General features: G+C 59.9%; 17 protein-coding genes. 15 read left to right on the plus strand and 2 right to left on the minus strand.

Going from position 1 to position 17,754, the window contains the following annotated elements:
• Positions 1-11 precede the first annotated feature (11 nt).
• Complete coding sequence (locus RBH10_RS09145; protein ID WP_281039406.1) at positions 12-731, minus strand: GntR family transcriptional regulator; 720 nt, start codon at positions 729-731, stop codon at positions 12-14.
• A 235-nt stretch (positions 732-966) separates the two neighbouring features.
• Between RBH10_RS09145 and RBH10_RS09150 the strand changes: the two genes are divergently transcribed.
• From RBH10_RS09150 to chrA, 11 genes are all read left to right on the plus strand, one after another.
• Positions 967-2,052 carry an ABC transporter ATP-binding protein gene (locus tag RBH10_RS09150; protein ID WP_281039407.1) on the plus strand — a complete coding sequence of 362 codons (1,086 nt, stop codon included), beginning with the start codon at positions 967-969 and terminating at the stop codon, positions 2,050-2,052.
• A gap of 30 nt (positions 2,053-2,082) precedes the next feature.
• Positions 2,083-3,372 (plus strand): PotD/PotF family extracellular solute-binding protein, encoded by a 1,290-nt coding sequence (locus tag RBH10_RS09155; protein ID WP_281039408.1) that lies wholly within the window; start codon positions 2,083-2,085, stop codon positions 3,370-3,372.
• Positions 3,373-3,610: 238 nt separating this feature from the next.
• On the plus strand, positions 3,611-4,522 hold the full coding sequence (locus RBH10_RS09160; protein ID WP_281039459.1) for an ABC transporter permease: 912 nt from the start codon (positions 3,611-3,613) through the stop codon (positions 4,520-4,522).
• 3 nt (positions 4,523-4,525) lie between these two features.
• Entirely contained in the window at positions 4,526-5,344 is an 819-nt protein-coding gene (locus RBH10_RS09165) for an ABC transporter permease (protein WP_281039409.1), read from the plus strand.
• An 11-nt stretch (positions 5,345-5,355) separates the two neighbouring features.
• Positions 5,356-6,114 (plus strand): aspartate/glutamate racemase family protein, encoded by a 759-nt coding sequence (locus RBH10_RS09170; RefSeq protein ID WP_281039410.1) that lies wholly within the window; start codon positions 5,356-5,358, stop codon positions 6,112-6,114.
• A gap of 199 nt (positions 6,115-6,313) precedes the next feature.
• Positions 6,314-6,859 (plus strand): RNA polymerase sigma factor, encoded by a 546-nt coding sequence (locus tag RBH10_RS09175; RefSeq protein WP_281039411.1) that lies wholly within the window; start codon positions 6,314-6,316, stop codon positions 6,857-6,859.
• Between the two features lie 20 nt (positions 6,860-6,879).
• Positions 6,880-7,293, plus strand: coding sequence for a hypothetical protein (locus tag RBH10_RS09180; protein WP_281039412.1), 414 nt, complete (start codon positions 6,880-6,882; stop codon positions 7,291-7,293).
• Entirely contained in the window at positions 7,290-7,739 is a 450-nt protein-coding gene (locus RBH10_RS09185; RefSeq protein WP_045021784.1) for a periplasmic heavy metal sensor, read from the plus strand. Before RBH10_RS09180 ends, RBH10_RS09185 begins: the two co-directional genes overlap by 4 nt.
• 76 nt (positions 7,740-7,815) lie before the next feature.
• Positions 7,816-9,333: a DUF1800 family protein gene (locus RBH10_RS09190; RefSeq protein ID WP_281039413.1), complete on the plus strand. Its 1,518-nt coding sequence runs from the start codon at positions 7,816-7,818 to the stop codon at positions 9,331-9,333.
• Positions 9,334-9,335: 2 nt separating this feature from the next.
• Positions 9,336-10,559 carry a DUF1501 domain-containing protein gene (locus RBH10_RS09195; RefSeq protein WP_281039414.1) on the plus strand — a complete coding sequence of 408 codons (1,224 nt, stop codon included), beginning with the start codon at positions 9,336-9,338 and terminating at the stop codon, positions 10,557-10,559.
• Between the two features lie 172 nt (positions 10,560-10,731).
• A complete protein-coding gene (gene chrA / locus RBH10_RS09200) occupies positions 10,732-11,961 on the plus strand; it encodes a chromate efflux transporter (protein WP_281039415.1) in 1,230 nt (409 codons plus the stop codon).
• Here chrA and RBH10_RS09205 read toward each other — a convergent pair.
• Entirely contained in the window at positions 11,956-12,846 is an 891-nt protein-coding gene (locus RBH10_RS09205; protein WP_281039416.1) for a LysR family transcriptional regulator, read from the minus strand. The two genes, chrA and RBH10_RS09205, sit on opposite strands and share 6 nt — an antisense overlap.
• A 133-nt stretch (positions 12,847-12,979) precedes the next feature.
• On the opposite strand from RBH10_RS09205, the gene ampC reads away from it, so the two are divergent.
• The 4 genes from ampC (at position 12,980) to RBH10_RS09225 (ending at position 17,744) form a co-directional block, all read left to right on the plus strand.
• Positions 12,980-14,137, plus strand: a complete 1,158-nt coding sequence (gene ampC, locus RBH10_RS09210; RefSeq protein ID WP_281039417.1) for a class C beta-lactamase — start codon at positions 12,980-12,982, stop codon at positions 14,135-14,137.
• A gap of 205 nt (positions 14,138-14,342) precedes the next feature.
• The gene (locus RBH10_RS09215) at positions 14,343-15,140 is read left to right on the plus strand and encodes a FadR/GntR family transcriptional regulator (RefSeq protein WP_306180577.1); all 798 of its coding nucleotides are present in this window, start codon (positions 14,343-14,345) and stop codon (positions 15,138-15,140) included.
• Positions 15,141-15,219: 79 nt separating this feature from the next.
• On the plus strand, positions 15,220-16,728 hold the full coding sequence (locus RBH10_RS09220; RefSeq protein ID WP_281039419.1) for an ABC transporter substrate-binding protein: 1,509 nt from the start codon (positions 15,220-15,222) through the stop codon (positions 16,726-16,728).
• A gap of 68 nt (positions 16,729-16,796) precedes the next feature.
• Positions 16,797-17,744, plus strand: coding sequence for an ABC transporter permease (locus RBH10_RS09225; RefSeq protein WP_281039420.1), 948 nt, complete (start codon positions 16,797-16,799; stop codon positions 17,742-17,744).
• Positions 17,745-17,754 lie beyond the last annotated feature (10 nt).

Consider the following 17,754-nt stretch of genomic DNA (forward strand, 5'->3'; position numbering starts at 1 on the left):
GCAAGGCTGCGCTATTCCAGCGGTGCCAGCGCCGTTTTCAGGCTGACGCCCTGTTTCGGCTGCAGATCGAGATCCGCTTCGATATGGTCGAGATGATGGAGCATGAGGTCGGCGGCCCGTTGGGCCTTGCCCTGTTCGATCAGGTCAAGAATGGCGAAATGTTCGCTGTGGCCGCAGCTCGATACGCCGGAGCGACCATAAAGGGCGACCACCAGCGAGGAACGGGCGACCAGTTCGTCCATGAAGCGCTGGAGAATGACATTACCGGACACGCTGGCCAGCATGAGGTGAAAATCACCCGACGCCTTGATTTCCGCTCGACGTGCGACAGGGCCGCGCGCGTTCATGTAGCGCTCCTCTTCGGCGAGATGCTCGCGAAAGCGGGCGATATCCGCAGGCGTGATGCGCTCCACGGCCGCTGCGATGATACCCGGTTCGATCAGGCGGCGGGCGTCGAAAATCTGGCAAGCTTCTTCCGGGGAGGGCGTGGAGACGAAAGCACCGCGGTTGCGCTCGGTCTTCACCAGACCTTCGAAGGCCAATATCTGCAGGGCGGCACGCGCGACGGTACGGCTGACATCAAAGAGCGCACCAACCTCCGCTTCCGAGAGTTTTGTCCCCGGCGCCAGCCGCCGATCGATGATGGCGTTGCGAAGGGATTCGCGGATAACGAGCGAGCGATCCTCGATTGAAACATCAACGGAAACTGGGGGATTTTCTTGCAAGGTCATGTCACGGTTCCGGTATCGCTTCTTCTAACCTGATAGTGGCCTTTTTCCTAGTCCAATATCTCGCAATCGATTACTAGGATCGCATACAATTTCCTCAATCAATCGAAAACAATCGCTGTAAATTTGAGCAGCCGGGTGGCCGGGTCCAAGTACCACTCGAAAATATCCTTTTACATCAATAACAAAGCCGATTGGCACGCCTCCTGCATGACAAAGACGTCGCAGGAGAGTGTTCATGAGCAAAGCCGCAGCAATCGACATCGCTTCCGTTTCCAAGATTTATGGTAGCACCACCGCCGTGCACGCCATAAGCCTCAAGATACCGGCGGGAAGCTATTGCTGTCTGCTTGGGCCATCGGGCTGCGGGAAAACCTCGACGCTGCGCATGATCGCCGGCCACGAAAGCATTTCTAGCGGTGATATCAGGCTTGGCAATGTGGTGGTCACCGATCTGCCGCCCGCCAGGCGCGGCACGGCGATGATGTTCCAGTCCTATGCGCTGTTTCCGCATCTCGATCTCGTCGACAATGTTGCCTTCAGCCTCAAGATGAAGGGGGTGGACAAGGAAACGCGTCACGCCAAGGCACTCGAGATGCTGCAACTGATGCAGCTTGAACCCTATGCCAACCGGCGCCCGGCCCAGCTTTCCGGCGGGCAGCAGCAACGTGTGGCGCTGGCGCGCGCATTGATCACCGATCCCGAGGCGCTGCTGCTGGATGAGCCGCTTTCGGCGCTCGATCCCTTCCTCAAGATCCGCATGCGCGCCGAGTTGAAGAAGCTGCAGACCTCGCTCGGCATCACCTTCGTTCATGTCACGCACAGCCAGGAAGAGGCCATGGCGCTGGCCGATGTCATCGTCGTCATGAATGACGGCCGTATCGAACAGGCGGCGACACCGCGTGAGCTGTTCGAGCGCCCGGCCACCGCTTTCGTCGCCCGCTTCATGGGCGATCACAATGTCATTTCCGGACGGTTCAGGGAAAAGAACGGCGATCTCGTCACGCTGGAAGTCGCAGGCGGCGGCACCTTTACCGCCAGCGGCATCGCGCCGCCGGATGGCGCGGTTGATATTGCCGTTCGTACCGACCGCGTGCGCGTCGGCGAGGCAGATCAGCCGGGCTTCGGTTTTACCGGCATCGTCTCGAATGTCGAATATCGCGGCGCCAGCGTGAAGATCGCCGTCACCGGCGCGGGCATTGAGGATTTCAAGGCCATCCTCAGCGACGTCGCCTTCTTCGAAAAGCCGGTCAGGACCGGCGACGCCATACCGCTTTCATGGAATGCGGCCGATGCCATCGTGCTCGGCCGGGTAGAGAAGTAACCCCAAAAATAACCAGAGGAGAACTTTGAAATGACCGACAATTCCAACAGCACCAAGGGCCTGTCCCGCCGCGGACTTCTAAAAGCGGGTGCCGCCGCAACGGGTGCGGCGATCGGCTCCGGCCTCATCACCGGTTTCCCGACCATCTGGGCCCAGAACCCGATCACGATCCGCCAGTTCGGTACCGGCGTTTCGAACCTCAACGCCATTGCCGAAAAGTGCAAGGCCGATCTTGGCATCACGCTCGAGATGACGGCAACGGATTCGGATGCGGCCGCCCAACGCGCCGTTACCCAGCCGAACTCCTATGATATCGCCGATATCGAATACTGGATCCTGAAGAAGGTCTATCCGGCCGGCGTCATCCAGCCGATGGAAATCAAGAAGCTGAAATATTACGACAAGATCGTACCGCTGTTCAAAACCGGCAAGCTGACGCCGGACAGCGTTGTGGCGCAGGGCACAGCCCCGCACACGGTAGGCTTCGTCGAAAAGCCCGGTGACAAGAAGTTCGCCAAGGGCGAGACCGATTATTTCACCATGGTTCCGACGATCTACAATGCCGATACGCTCGGTATCCGCCCGGATCTCGTCGGTCGCGATATCACCAGCTGGGCCGATATCATGGACCCCAAGTTCAAGGGCAAGGCCTCCATCATCAACATCCCCTCCATCGGTATCATGGATGCGGCGATGATCATGGAAGCCACGGGCAACATCAAATATGCCGACAAGGGCAACATGACGAAGGAAGAGATCGACAAGACGATCGAATTCCTCATCAAGGCGAAGAAAGACGGCCAGTTCCGTGCCTTCTGGAAGAGCTTCGATGAAAGCGTCAACCTCATGGCGTCGGGCGAAGTTGTCATCCAGTCCATGTGGTCGCCGGCTGTTGCTGCCGTCCGCTCCAAGGGCGTTGCCTGCAAATACCAGCCGCTGAAGGAAGGTTACCGCTCCTGGGGCGGTGGTCTCGGCCTTGCCAAGCACCTCTCCGGCGCCAAGCTCGATGCGGCCTATGAATACATCAACTGGTACACGTCAGGCTGGGTCGGCGCTTATCTCAACCGTCAGGGCTATTACTCCGCAGCCATGGATACGGCGAAGGAGCATATGTCGGCCGACGAGTGGGGTTACTGGGTCGAAGGCAAGCCCGCGCAGGGCGATATCATCGCCCCGGACGGCAAGGTCATGGAAAAGGCCGGTGCAGTGCGCGACGGCGGCTCGTTCCAGGAGCGCATGGGCAAGGTCGCCTGCTGGAACTCCGTCATGGACGAGGACCGCTACATGGTTCGTCGCTGGAACGAGTTCATCGCGGCCTGATGTTTTCATGAAATAGAACCGGCGGCGAAAGCCGCCGGCCTTGAGAACGACAGAGCACCAAAACCTCTCCGTCATCCTCGGGCTTGACCCGAGGATCTAACGATCCGCCACATCAGACGTGGTTGGATCCTCGGGTCAAGCCCGAGAATGACGTCGAGTTTGAAGAGAGCTTTGCCTGAAACGCTTACTGGCGGCCAATGCCGCCGGTGCTTCCGGAAATACAGCGAAAGGCTTCATGATGGTGACGGTCAGACTAATCGGCGTGAGCGAAAAAAAGGACAAGCCGTCCCGCAACTTCGTGCTGCCGCAAAAGCTTGTGTCCTATGTTCAGGCCACACCGCTTTTCCTGATCCTCGGCTTTTTCTTGGCTCTGCCGATCGTCATGATCGCCGTCGTCAGTTTCTGGGATTATGATTTCGCCCAGATGTATCCCGGTTTTGTGACCTTCAATTATACCGAGACGCTCGGTTCCTGGGTTACATGGCAGACCTATATCAACACGCTGAAATTTGCCGCCATCGTCTGGGCGATAACGCTGTTCTGCGGTTTCTGGATTGCCTATTTCCTGGCGTTCCATATTCGCACCACCACTATGCAGATGGTTCTGTTCCTCGTCTGCACCGTGCCGTTCCTGACATCGAACATCATCCGCATGATCTCCTGGATTCCCGTTCTCGGGCGTAACGGGCTGGTCAACAGCGCGCTGATCGGGGCCGGCATCGTGCCCGAACCGATCGAATGGCTGCTCTATTCGGATTTTGCCGTGGTGCTGGCCATGGTGCATCTTTATACGCTGTTCATGGTTACGCCGATCTTCAACACGCTGATGCGCATCGACAAATCGCTGATCGAGGCGGCGCGCGACGCTGGCGCGACGGGCTGGCAGACCCTCTGGAACGTCATCATTCCGCTTGCCAAACCCGGCATGGCGATCGGCAGCATCTTTGTCGTGACGCTCGTCATGGCCGATTTCTCCACGGTTCAGGTCATGTCCGGCGGCCAGAGCGCCTCGGTGGCACTGATGATGAAGAACCAGATGTCGCTGCTGCAATATCCCGCGGCGGCCGCAAATGCCGTCATCCTGCTCATCCTCGTTCTTTTGATGGTCGCGGGCATCCTGCGCATCGTCGATATCCGCAAGGAGTTGTGACCCATGAATTCGGAAAAACGCGGCCGCGAATTTTACATCCTCGCCTTCTTTTTTCTTCTCTTCGTGCTGTTCCTCTACGGCCCGCTGTCGGCGATCCTCATCCTTGCCTTCCAGGGGCCGAATGGCGGATTGACCTTTCCGTTGAACGGCGTTTCGCTGCACTGGTTCGGCAATCTTTTCGAACAGCAGGCGGTCGGCGATTTCGGCGGCTCGTTCCGCCGTTCTTTCGGGCTCGGTGTGATGGTCATGGTCGTCACGGTGCTCGTCTCGCTTCTGGCGGGGCTTGCCTTCCGGCGCAAGTTCATCGCCGCGACGCCGCTATTCTATCTTTCCGTCGCCAGCCTCGTGGTGCCATCGATCATCATATCACTCGGCATTGGCGTTCTTTTCCAACAGCTTGGGTTGGAACCTTCATGGTACACATCAGCTTTCGGCGCGCACCTCACCTGGACGCTGCCCTTCGGCGTGCTCATCATGCTGGCTGTCTTCAACCGCTTCTCGCCATCCTATGAAGAGGCGGCCCGCGATCTCGGTGCATCCGCCTGGCAGACTTTTGCCCATGTGGTGCTGCCGATGATCGCACCGAGCCTGATCGGCGTCGGCCTGTTCGGCTTCACGCTCTCCTATGACGAATTCGCCCGCACGCTGATGACATCAGGCACCTACAACACCCTGCCGCTGGAAATCTACGGCATGACCACCAATGTCACGACGCCGGTGCTTTATGCGCTTGGGGCGGTCACGACCCTGTTTTCCTTCCTGGTGATTGCAGCCACGCTTGGCCTGATCGTTACCCTGAACCGCCGCCATTCACGCGGATAAAGAAACGTAAAATGCGCATCCTCGTCATCAATCCGAACACGACGCAATCCATGACGGCGACGATCGCCGATGCAGCGACGCGGGCAGCGAGCTGCGACACGGAAATCCTCGCCGTTACCTCCTCAATGGGACCGGTCTCCATCGAAGGCTATTACGACGAGGTTTTTGCCGTACCCGGCCTGCTGCTGGAGCTTGCCAAGGCGCCAATGCTCGGTGCCAGGGCGGCCGTCATTGCCTGTTTCGACGATACCGGGCTCGATGCGGCCCGCGCTCTTGCGGACATACCGGTGATCGGCATCTGCGAAGCGGCGGTTTCCGCCACCGCCTTCATCGCGCAGAGGTTCACCATTGTGACGACGATGGAGCGTTCGCGGCTGCCGCTCGAACATCTCGTTCATCGCTACGGCATGTCTTCCCGTTGTAATGTGCGTGCCGCCGATATTCCCGTTCTGTCATTGGAAGAACCGGGTTCGAATGCCCGCGAGCGGTTGCGCGAAGAGATTTCGCTGGCGCTCAAGCAGGATCGCGCCGAAGCGATCGTGCTCGGTTGCGCTGGTATGGCGGATCTCACCGCCGAACTGCGCAGCGAATTCGGCGTTCCGGTTATCGATGGTGTTACCGCAGCCGTCAAACAGGCTGAAGCGCTGGTGTCGATGGGGCTTTCGACTGCCAAACGCGGTGCCTATGCCACGCCGGTTGCCAAGCCCTATCGCGGATTGCTGGAAGCATTCGGGCCGGAGAGGCTGGCCGCGGTGTCGGCCGACGGTTGATAAGACCGTTTCAACAGGTTTCCAGCGGGGGGGCGGCCTGCCGTAAATTGCACGCGAATATATCCCAGAAATCAGCGACGGATTTTGCGCGGACCTGCGTTAAAGTGACAAGGTGCGGAACTTCCTCACTGACATCGCTATAAATCCGCATGGAATTCGCCCCTGTCCGGCAGGACGGTACGGAGACAAAGCCCGATACATGGTAAGCGATCCGGATGCAGATTTGGTGGCGGACGTCGCTGCGGGAGATGTCCGTGCGATGCAGGCTCTGGTGACGGCCAAACTGCCGAGGATCATGGCGCTTGCCACCCGCATGCTGGGTGATCCGGCAGAGGCGGAAGACATCGCGCAGGAAACCTTCCTGCGGATATGGAAACATGCCGGTACATGGCGGCAGGGGCGCGCGCGGTTCGATACCTGGATCCACCGGGTGGCGCTCAACCTGTGTTACGACCGGCTGCGAAAGCGCCGGGAAATATCGGTAGCGGAGCCGCCCGAACAGATCGACGGCAGCGCGCTGCCCGATGCCGACCTGCCATATGGTGGTGACGAGAGCGGTGCCGTGGCGCGTGCCTTGCAGGCTATACCCGCCCGGCAACGGGAGGCGATTGTTCTGGTCTATTATCAGGAGATGTCGAACCGCGAGGCGGCCGATGTCATGCATGTCAGTGTAGACGCGCTGGAAAGCCTTCTGGCGCGGGGGCGCCGGGCACTCCATGCAATTTTGAATGAGGGCGACAAATGAACGGAGCGAAGAAGACGCTCATGGATAACAAGGTTTTTTCCGACCTCGTATCGGCCTATGGCGCCGATCCCGAACGCTGGCCGGAAGACCGGCGGGCAGAGGCCATGATTTATGCGGGGACGGAAGACGGCAAACGCCTGATCGCGCAGGCGGCCGGTCTCGATCTTGCGCTGTCGGCGTACCGTCTTCGCGATCCCTCGGCCATTCTCAACGCGAGGATCATGGCGCAGGCAAGAACCCACACCACCAGACACAGGTGGATCGTCCGCTACGGTCTGGGGGCGGGCATGATCGGCATCAGCCTTGCGGGAGCGCTGACGGGAGCAATCGCCGTCATCAACCTCACGCCACCACCGGCCCTGACATTGGGCGACACGTTGACGGCCTTCGGAAACCTGCAAACCGAAAACGAAATGACCGAGGAGGCGAAATGAGCGATCAGAATTTCCGCTGGATAGTCGTTGTCCTTCTCGTCGCGAATACGTTTCTTGTCTGCGCGCTTGCCGGTGCGGGGTTCGTTTATCTGCGCAACGATCCCGCCGCTGCCGCCGCCCGCATGCCGCTTGCGGGTGAGCAGTTGCCCAAGGCTGAAAGGGAGGCCTTCCGGCGCAACCTTAACGATGCGCGCAAGACCATGCGGGAAACTTCGGCCGAGGCGCGTCAGGCGCGTATAGAGGCGGCGTCCCTGATGGGGGCGGAAACGCTCGATCCGGAAGCATTGTCCGCAGCGCTCGAACGCGCGCGCAAGGCCGAATACGAGGTGCGTGCCGCGACCGAGCAGCAGGCGGTGGAATTCGCCCGAACATTGTCGCTCGAGGCACGGCGCCGGCTGGCGGAAGGGCTGCTTGCCCGTGAGGCGCCAAAGCCCGCCACGAAATAATCACATTTCAACAGCGACGGATTTCGGACCGGGCACCCGTTGAATGGTCGATAACGAAACGGAGTTCGTATCGGCCATGTCAAATTCTAGGGAATTGGATGCAGCGCTCTGTCTGTGGCGTTTCGGCCTCGGCGCGCGTGAAGGCGATATCCAGGCGATCAAAGACGATCCGCGCGATCTTTTGCGGCTGGAAATTACCGAACACGCCACGCCGATCCCGGTGGGCGCGCAGCTGCATTCCAGCGCTGATCTTCTGATATCGCTGCTGGCATATAACAAGGAAATCAAGGCCGAGCGCGAAAAGCCGGCGGTCCTTGCCGTCTCGGCCACTACCGGTGCGGCGGGAGCGACCGCAGGGGTGATGAACCCACCATCGCAGGCAATGGCGCCCGCCGCAAATGCGATGGACAAGGCAGGCATGGCGCCACCGCCCGGTGAGCCACAGGAAAAGAAGCCGGACGCAGCAGTCTCGAAACGTCCCTATTTTCCCCAGCAGATCCTGCTAGCGGAGGCGGATGCCCGCTTTAACGGCACGATACGCCAGCCTTTGATCGGCTTTGGCGAGCGACTGGCTATGTTCTGGGCTAACCATTTCGCTGTCGCCACCGGCAAGGGCGGCGATGTGCATATTCTGGCCGGAGCTTTCGAGCGTGAGGCGATCCGCCCGCATGTCTTCGGCAATTTCGAGGATATGCTGATCGCGGTCGAGACCCACCCCGCCATGCTGTATTTTCTCGACAACCAGCAATCGATCGGGCCGAACTCCCAGGCCAACAAGGACGGCAAGCGTGGGCTCAACGAAAACCTCGCGCGTGAAATCATGGAACTGCATACGCTCGGGGTGGATGGCGGTTATAATCAGGCCGACGTGACGGCGCTTGCGCGCATCATTACCGGCTGGAGCGTTTATCGCGACGAGAAGCGCCCCGGTCCGCTTGGCCACTTTTCCTTCAACACCTACAACCATGAGCCGGGCGACCATGCCGTGATGGGCATCACCTATGGTGAAGTGGGGGTAGAGCAGGGGCGGCGGGCGTTGCGCGATCTCGCGCACCATCCGTCCACGGCGCGCCATCTCGCCTACAAGCTGGCACGTCATTTCGTCAGCGACCAGCCACCGCCGGAACTGGTGGCGAAACTTGCCGCCGCCTACACCAAGAGCCACGGCGATCTTTCCACGACCTATATGGCGCTGATCGAGGCTGAGCAGTCGTGGAGCCCGGCCCTGACCAAGCTCAGACCGCCGCTCGACTTCGTGACTGCCGTGATCAGGGCAAGCGGCATCACGCCGAAGCCCGAGCAGATTGTCTCCGTGCTCAACGCATTGGGCCAGCCGCTGTGGAACCCTTCCGGCCCGAACGGTTTTGCCGATGTCACCGATAGCTGGGGTTCCTCCGAAGGGCTGGCAACGCGTATCGATGCCGCCAGCCTGTTTGCCCATCAGGTTGCGGGTGCAATCGATCCGCGCGACTTCGTCGCAGACCGGCTGGGGCCGCTTTTGTCCGATGAGACAAAAAAGGCGGTGCAGCGGGCAGAGAGCAAACCGCAGGGGCTGACGATCGCATTCCTTTCCCCCGAATTTCAGAGGCGCTGACCATGCTGTGTGAACATGTTTCCCCCACTCGCCGTGCGATCCTTGGTGCAAGCGGCGCACTTTTCGCCTGGGCCTTTATGCCGCGCTTTGCTTTCGCCGCCGGCGGACGCGACCCGCGTTTCGTCACCATCATCCTGCGTGGCGCGCTGGACGGATTGACCGCCGTGCCGCCGGTGGGTGACCCCGACTATGAGGCGCTGCGGCAACAGATCGCCATGCGCACCGAGGGCGGCAATCCCGCCCTTGCGCTGGATGGTTTCTTTGCACTGCATCCCTCCCTTCGCAATTTCCAGCGGCTTTACCGGAAAGGCGAGGCGGCGGTCGTGCACGCCAGCGCCACCGGTTATCGCGACCGTTCGCATTTCGACGGGCAGGATGTGCTGGAATCGGGTTTCCCGACCCCCGGCCATGTCGAGACGGGTTGGCTGAACCGCCTGCTGGAGCAGATGCCGGCGGGTGAAACCATCAATCCGGCGGCCGGGCAGCGGGTGAGTGGCCTTGCCGTCGGCGCCAGCGCGCCGCTGGTCATTCGCGGCAAGGCACCGATATTGGGATGGGCGCCATCCGTTCTCAAACCCGCCGATGGCGACCTGGCTCCCCGCCTTGCCGACCTCTACGGCCAGACGGACCCGATGCTCGCGGCACTGCTCGCCGAGGGCATCGAAACCGGCAAGATCGCCTCGGGTGTCGATATCAAGGCGCGCGGCGGTCCGGGGGATCCCGTCGGCATGGAGCAGATGGCGCGGGGTGCCGCGCGGCTGATTGCCCACCCCGAAGGGCCGCGCGTTGCGGCGCTGGCTTTCGAGGGTTGGGACACCCATGCCCATGAGGTCGAGCGTCTTTCAAAATTATTGAGCGGGCTGGACAATGCGCTCGCCGCCTTCGAACAGGAGCTGGGGCCGGTCTGGAAGGACACGGCCATTTTGGTCGCCACGGAATTTGGCCGCACTGCCCGCATCAACGGCACGGAAGGGACAGACCATGGAACGGCAACGACGGCTTTTCTCGCCGGCGGCAGCATCCGTGGTGGGCGGGTCATCGCCGATTGGCCCGGCCTCAAGCTCGCGCAACTGCGGGACGGGCGAGACCTTGCGCCCACCACCGATATTCGCGCGATCATCAAGGGGCTGGCGGTCGATCATCTCGGCGCAAGCGCTGCCATGCTCGACAAGGCGGTCTTTCCCGGCTCGGAAGCCATCCGGCCCATGAAGGGCCTGATCGTCTGAGATCGAAAAATACGTAAAAACAAATATATGGAGCGCGTCCAATGATCTCGGTCGTTCCGGGCGCGCTCCCGCCTCTTCATATCCCTGTCATAATAGTGTCTGATATCGATATCGTTTTTTGATACGGATATTGTGTAGACGAACAGCCGTTGCACGCTCAGGGAGCATTTTCGTGAAGTCGTCAACGCAAACCATTCGCACCGAAGCCGCCACCCCTCGAAACGGCACACCCGGAGAAGTTTTCGCGGCGTTCCTGAAGCTAGGCGTTACCTCCTTTGGCGGTCCCATCGCCCATCTCGGTTATTTTCGCGATGAGCTGGTCGTGCGGCGCAAATGGATCGACGAGGCGGGTTATGCCGATCTCGTGGCGCTTTGCCAGTTCTTGCCCGGCCCGGCCTCCAGCCAGGTGGGTTTCGCTTTGGGGCTGCTGCGGGCAGGGCCGCTTGGCGCTCTGGCGGCGTGGACGGCCTTCACCCTGCCATCCGCCATCCTGCTGCTTCTTTTCGCCATGGTCGCCGCCTCCATCGAGGGACCGGTTGGCACCGGCCTGTTGCATGGCCTCAAGATCGTGGCTGTCGCCGTGGTGGCGCAGGCTGTCTGGGGCATGGCAAAAAGCCTCGCCCCGGATCGCCAACGCGTCAGCATCGCTCTTGCCGGCATTATCTGCGTCGTGTTTGTCGCGGGGGCTTTTGGCCAGATTCTGGCGCTTGCGGTGGGCGCCGTTGCGGGGCTAGTCTTCTGCCGCACCGAAGCCGTGCGAGAGGCCACCCATCTCGGATTCCGGGTGCCGAAAAGTGTCGGATACATTGCGCTTGCCACTTTCGCGCTCCTGCTGGCTTTCCTGCCGGTCGTCGCGGCAATGGCCGGGTCGCAAGGCCTCTCATTGTTCGATGCGTTCTATCGCGCCGGCGCGCTTGTCTTTGGCGGCGGCCATGTGGTGCTGCCATTGCTGCAATCGGCAGTCGTTTCCACGGGCTGGGTGACGGAAGATGCGTTTATCGCCGGTTATGGCGCAACCCAGGCCGTCCCCGGTCCGCTCTTCACCTTCGCCGCCTATCTCGGCGCTGTGGTGGGACCGCAGCCGAACGGCATTGCGGGGGCGGCCATCGCACTCGTAGCGATCTTTCTGCCGGGCATGCTGCTGCTCGTCGGTGCGCTGCCCTTCTGGGAGGGGTTTCGCAAGCACCTTCGGGCGCAGGCCGCCATGCGGGGCGCAAACGCCGCCGTCGTCGGCATTCTCGGCGCAGCGCTTTACGATCCGGTGTGGACAAGCGCCGTCTTCACACAGAAGGATTTCACGCTCGCGCTTGTGGGCTTCATCCTGTTGACGGTGTGGAAGACGCCGCCGTGGATAGTCGTGGTCATCTCCGCAGTCGGTGGCGTTTTACTCGCCCTTTCATAGGCCCTCTTGCGCCGAGCCGATATTGGCGAACATCCAGTCGGAAAAGGCCTGCATGGCTGATGTCTGCGGTTTTGATTGCAGCCGCGTCAGCCAGTAGCTGCCAAGCGATATGGTGACGGGGAAGGGCTGCACGATTGCCCCGGATGCTAGATGCCGCGAAAACATCGATGGTGGGGCCAGCGCCACGCCCAACCCCTGCAATGCTGCCTCCATCATACCGAGCGACGTGTCGAAAACGATGCCGGCATTCACCTGTGCCACCGGGGGCACGCCAGCCGCTACAAACCACGTACTCCACTCGTCAGACCTGTAGCTGCGCAGCAGCGTTGCTTCCGTGAGATCAGCGGGTGACTTCAGCGTCTCCGCCAGTTTCGGCGTGCAGAGAGGTGACAGGGGCGCTTCGAAAAGCCGGAACGCATCCGTGCCATGCCAGGAGCCCTGACCGAAGCGAATGGCGAAATCCAGCCCTTCGGCGGCCATGTCCACCCGGTTGTTGTTGGTGGAAACCCGCACATCAATGAACGGATGTTGTTTTTGAAATTCCTTCAGGCGGGGCAGCAGCCAGCCCACGGCAAAGGTTCCGACAACCCCCAGAAACAGCAGCTCGCGCACCTGACCGGCCTCGATCCTGTCGAGTGTGATCGCCATCTGGTCGAAGGAGCTGGTGACTGTCGGCAGCAGGGCCTCACCTTCCGCAGTGATTTTCAGACCTCTTGGAAGCCGTTGAAAAAGGGAAACCCCCAGCCGCTTTTCCAGCCCTTTCACCTGCTGGCTCACAGCCGCCTGCGTCACGCAGAGTTCGATGGCCGCGCGGGTGAAACTGAGGTGCCGGGCTGAAGCCTCAAACGCCCTCAAGCCGTTCAGGGGAAGGAATTGCCGAACCATTCAAGACCTAGATTTTGTTATGCCTCCTCCGAGATATCATGATTTGTTCGTACAAAGTAGGGCGGTTAAACCTCCTTCGCTGGGGACGGCGCACGCGCTGAAAATCCACTTAAGGTTCTGGAGAACGCGAAAGATGAAACTTAATCGCAGACACATCGCACTGGCCACCCTGCTCTCGACGAGCCTGTTCACTCAGGCATTTGCGGCTGATGATGCCAGGCTGAAAGCGATAACAGATGCCGCGATCAAGCCGGTCATGGAGAAGAACGGCATTCCGGGTCTGGCCGTTGGCATCAGTGTCGGTGGCGAAAGCCATGTCTTCACCTACGGCGTCATGTCCAAAAGCACGGGCCAGCCGGTCACCCCGCAGACGCTTTTCGAGCTGGGCTCCATCAGCAAGACATTCACGGTCACGCTCAGCACCTATGCGGAAACGCAGGGCAAACTGTCACTATCAGGCAAGGTCGGCGACTATCTTCCATCCATGAAGGGCAAGCCGTTCGGCGATGTCACGCTGATGCATCTCGGCACCCACACCGCCGGCGGTTTTCCGTTGCAGGTGCCGGACAATATCAAGACCGAACAGCAGCTTTTGGCCTATCTCAAGGCCTGGAAGCCCTCATACAAGGCCGGAACGCACAGAACCTACGCCAATCCCAGCATCGGAATGCTCGGCTACATCACCGCAAAGGCTCTGGGCCAAAGTTATGACAGCGCCATGCAGGAAACGCTTTTTCCAGCGCTCGGATTGAAGAACACATTCGTTGCGGTGCCCAGGGCAAACATGGCCGATTATGCGCAGGGTTATAAGAGAACCGGTGAACCGGCCCGCGTGACGCCGGCCATTCTCTCTTCGGAGGCCTACGGCGTCAGGTCGACGGCAACCGACATGATCCGTTTCGTCAATGCGAATATGGGTCTGGAAAAGCTGGACGGAAAAATCCAGCAGGCGATCACCAATACCCATACGGGGTATTTCAGCGTCGGCGCCATGACGCAGGATATGATCTGGGAGCAATATGCTCAGCCGGCCACGCTGAAAACGCTGGTTGATCTGAACTCCGGCGCATTGCTCAAGACAGTGCCAGTATCGGAAATTTCACCGCCGATGAAACCGCGTCAGGATGTCTTCATCAACAAGACCGGCTCCACCAATGGTTTCGGCGCTTATGTGGCGTTCATACCGGAGCAGAAACTCGGTATCGTCATTCTGGCCAATAAAAACTATCCCAATGAGGATCGCGTTGCTGCGGCTTACGAGATTTTGACGGCGCTCAAAAGCACCGAATGACGCCCGTGCTGATGTAAACTTGCGCAGGGCAAGGGTGGCATTCCGGTCGAAACTCATTATCCGCCGACATTGTCATTCCTGCACTGAACGCACGCAATCCTTCCACTGAAAATAGCGGGATGCCTATGTTTTGAGCACTTGTAATCAAGGCTCAAAAATGGGCTTGACGTATGCCGAAATTTCTCACCAAATGAACCAATGTTAGATTGGTTCACACAAATGGTGCGGCGTGACGGCAAACCCTAACGACAATTCCAACTACGCTCTGGCGAAGCTGCGCGAGTACATCCGGACGAAACATCTGGCGAAAGATGGCCGTCTGCCGACGGAGCGGGCCTTTGCCGAGACCTTCAATGTCGGCCGTCGGTCAATCCGCCGCGCTCTGGAGGTGCTGGAAGCCGAGGGGCTGATCTGGCGTCGTCAGGGGGCTGGAACCTTTGTCGGTGAAAAGCCGGATGATTGGTCCACGCAGGTGACCGAGATGGTCGCCAGCACCGATATCATGGAAATCATGGAAGTGCGGCTGCGCATCGAACCGCAACTGGCGCAGCTCGCGGCCATGCGAGCCAAGCCCGCCGAGGTCGAGCGCATGCGTGCCCTCGTCAAGAAGACCGGCGAGAGCACGGATGCCGATGCCAAGGAGCTGTGGGATGGTTCGCTCCATCGCCAGATAGCCCAGAGCGCCGGCAACAAGCTGTTCCTGTCGATTTTCGATGTCGTGAACCGTATTCGCCAGGACGATGCCTGGCAGTCGATACGCGAGCTCGCCCGGCGCAGCGGCACGAATGGCAAGGCCTCTTTCGAACAGCATGTGGCCATCGTTGACGCCATAGCCGACCGCGATCCGGCGAGAGCCGGAGAAGCGATGCGCCAGCACCTTCTCATGCATCAGGAAAGATTGATCCGCGCCACCTCTCTCGGGTTTCAGGAAGAAAAAGCCGCAGAAGACGGTGCGGTGAAGGGCATGAACGAAGCCGACAATCCGCTTACCCCGGCCTCATAGGCTGCGGGCCAAAACCCGTCGGCCTTTTGGGGCCGGCCAATGACAAAAAGTCAAAGAAAACCAGACCAGAGGATCGAACATGAAGAAAATCTACACATTGACTGCAGCTCTATTGGCCAGCGCGCTTTTGACCGCACCAGCCATGGCGTCCGAGTTGCGCATCGGTCTCAACGACGACGCTGACGTGCTCGACCCCGCGCAATCGCGCACCTTCGTCGGCCGCATCGTCTACACCTCCATGTGCGACAAGCTGGTGGACATCTCGCAGGACATGAAGATCGTTCCGCAGCTTGCCACCGAATGGGCATGGTCGGAGGGTGGCAAGGTGTTGACGATGAAAATTCGTGACGGCGTGAAGTTCCACGATGGCGAGACTTTGGATGCGGCTGCCGTCGTCGCCACCATCGAGCGGAACATGACCCTGCCGGAATCCCGCCGCAAGAGCGAGCTGTCCTCGGTCGAGAAGGTCGAGGCCACGGGTCCGCTGGAAGTCAAATTCACGCTGAAGACGCCCGATGTCACACTGCTCGCGCAGCTTTCCGACCGCGCCGGCATGATCGTCGCACCGAAGGCAGCCAAGGAACTGGGCGCGAACTTCGGCTCGAAGCCGGTTTGCGCCGGGCCGTTCAAGTTTGTCGAGCGCATCCAGCAGGACCGTATCGTGCTCGAAAAATTTGCGGATTATTGGGACAAGGACAAGATCCTCGTCGACAGGATCGTCTACCTGCCAATCCCCGATACGACGGTGAAGCTGGCAAACCTGCGTTCGGGCGACCTTGATATTGCCGAACGCATCTCGGCGTCCGACGCGGAATCCGTCAAGAACGATGCCAAACTGACCTATGCTGACGTCATCGGCCCGGGCTACATGGCCATGTACGTGAACATCAATAACGGTGCGCGCGCGGATAATCCGCTCGGCAAGGACAAGCGCCTGCGTCAGGCATTCTCTTACGCGATTGACCGCGAAGCGATCGGCCAGATCGTTTTCGAGGGCACGTCCAAGGCTGGCAATCAGTCATTCCCGCCGACAAGCCCCTGGTTCAACCAGAACTTGGCCGTGCCGCCGCGTGATATCGACAAGGCCAAGCAGTTGATGAAGGAGGCGGGCTACGAGAAGCTCGATATCGAACTTCAGCACGCCAACAATACCACGCAGACGCAGATGATGCAGGTAATCCAGTCGATGGTGGCGGAAGCAGGCTTCAATGTGACCCTGAAGGCCACGGAATTTGCGACGCTTCTTTCCGAACAGACCGCCGGCAACTATCAGCTCAGCCGTTCCGACTGGTCCGGTCGTATCGATCCCGATGGCAATCTTCACCAGTTCGTCACCTGCAAGGGCGGCATCAACGATGTGAAATATTGCAATCCTGAAGTCGACAAACTGCTGAACGAAGCACGCGCCTCGACAGAAGATGCGGTCCGCAAGGAGAAATACGATGCGGCAAGCGTCATCCTCAACGATGACATGCCGATCATCTATCTCGGCCACCAGCCCTATGCCTATGCCATCTCCAAGAAGGTCAAGGGCTGGGAGCCATCGCCTGATGGCATGATCCGCCTTCTCGGCGTCAGCAAGGACTAAGCGCTTCAAATCCGCCGCACGGCTTTGCCGTGCGGCCCTTCAGAATGAGCACGAACGGGGGCAATGCCATGCCTGTCTATATCGGCAAGCGACTGCTTGTCGCGATCCCGACGCTTTTGATCATCTCCATCTTCGTCTTCTCGCTGCAGAAACTGCTGCCCGGCGATCCGGTTCTCGCCATGGCGGGGGAGGAGCGTGACCCGGCAACGATCGAATTCCTGCGGGAGAAATATCGCCTGAACGACCCGGTGCCGCTCCAGTACATCAACTGGCTGGGCGGCGTGGCGACCGGGGATTTCGGTATTTCGCTGCGAACGAACCAGCCCGTGCTGGAACTGATCGGACAGAAGCTGCCGGTCACCATCCAGCTGGCTGTGATGGCGATGTTCTTCGCGATGGTCATTGGCATTCCGATCGGCATTCTGGCCGCCGTCAAGAAGAATACGTGGATTGATTACACGGCCAATATCGTGGCGCTTTCCGGCCTGTCGATCCCGAATTTCTGGCTCGGAATCATGCTGATCCTGTTGGTTTCGGTGAAACTCGGCTGGCTGCCGGCATCCGGTTATGAATCGATCTTCGTCGACCCCGTTCGCTCCATCGAAACGATGATCATGCCCGCCTTCGTGCTCGGCAATGCGCTTGCGGCAACACTGATGCGCCATACGAGATCGGCGATGATCGCGGTGCTGAATTCAGATTATATCCGCACCGCACGCGCCAAGGGCTTGTCGCCGCGGGAGATCATCCTGTCGCACAGTTTTCGCAATGCGCTTCTGCCGATCATCACGCTGTTGGCACTGCTTTTCGGCGAATTGCTGGCTGGTGCGGTTCTGACGGAGCAGATCTTCACCATTCCCGGCTTCGGCAAGATGACCGTCGATGCGGTCTTCACCCGCGATTACGCCGTCGTCCAGGGCATCGTGCTCTGCACCGCTGTTGGCTTCATCCTCATGAACCTGCTGGCGGACATCGCCTATGTCCTGCTTAACCCTCGCCTCAGGGCGACGATCTGAGGCCCGATAT

This window comes from Rhizobium sp. AN73 (genome assembly GCF_030757975.1).
GTDB classification, from domain to species: domain Bacteria; phylum Pseudomonadota; class Alphaproteobacteria; order Rhizobiales; family Rhizobiaceae; genus Agrobacterium; species Agrobacterium arsenijevicii.

Coding starts and splice junctions, on each gene's coding strand:
- RBH10_RS09145 (WP_281039406.1), bottom strand. CDS start 731: ATGACCTTGCAAGAAAATCCCCCAGTTTCCGTTGATGTTTCAATCGAG.
- RBH10_RS09150 (WP_281039407.1), top strand. CDS start 967: ATGAGCAAAGCCGCAGCAATCGACATCGCTTCCGTTTCCAAGATTTAT.
- RBH10_RS09155 (WP_281039408.1), top strand. CDS start 2,083: ATGACCGACAATTCCAACAGCACCAAGGGCCTGTCCCGCCGCGGACTT.
- RBH10_RS09160 (WP_281039459.1), top strand. CDS start 3,611: ATGGTGACGGTCAGACTAATCGGCGTGAGCGAAAAAAAGGACAAGCCG.
- RBH10_RS09165 (WP_281039409.1), top strand. CDS start 4,526: ATGAATTCGGAAAAACGCGGCCGCGAATTTTACATCCTCGCCTTCTTT.
- RBH10_RS09170 (WP_281039410.1), top strand. CDS start 5,356: ATGCGCATCCTCGTCATCAATCCGAACACGACGCAATCCATGACGGCG.
- RBH10_RS09175 (WP_281039411.1), top strand. CDS start 6,314: ATGGTAAGCGATCCGGATGCAGATTTGGTGGCGGACGTCGCTGCGGGA.
- RBH10_RS09180 (WP_281039412.1), top strand. CDS start 6,880: ATGGATAACAAGGTTTTTTCCGACCTCGTATCGGCCTATGGCGCCGAT.
- RBH10_RS09185 (WP_045021784.1), top strand. CDS start 7,290: ATGAGCGATCAGAATTTCCGCTGGATAGTCGTTGTCCTTCTCGTCGCG.
- RBH10_RS09190 (WP_281039413.1), top strand. CDS start 7,816: ATGTCAAATTCTAGGGAATTGGATGCAGCGCTCTGTCTGTGGCGTTTC.
- RBH10_RS09195 (WP_281039414.1), top strand. CDS start 9,336: ATGCTGTGTGAACATGTTTCCCCCACTCGCCGTGCGATCCTTGGTGCA.
- RBH10_RS09205 (WP_281039416.1), bottom strand. CDS start 12,846: ATGGTTCGGCAATTCCTTCCCCTGAACGGCTTGAGGGCGTTTGAGGCT.
- ampC (WP_281039417.1), top strand. CDS start 12,980: ATGAAACTTAATCGCAGACACATCGCACTGGCCACCCTGCTCTCGACG.
- RBH10_RS09220 (WP_281039419.1), top strand. CDS start 15,220: ATGAAGAAAATCTACACATTGACTGCAGCTCTATTGGCCAGCGCGCTT.
- RBH10_RS09225 (WP_281039420.1), top strand. CDS start 16,797: ATGCCTGTCTATATCGGCAAGCGACTGCTTGTCGCGATCCCGACGCTT.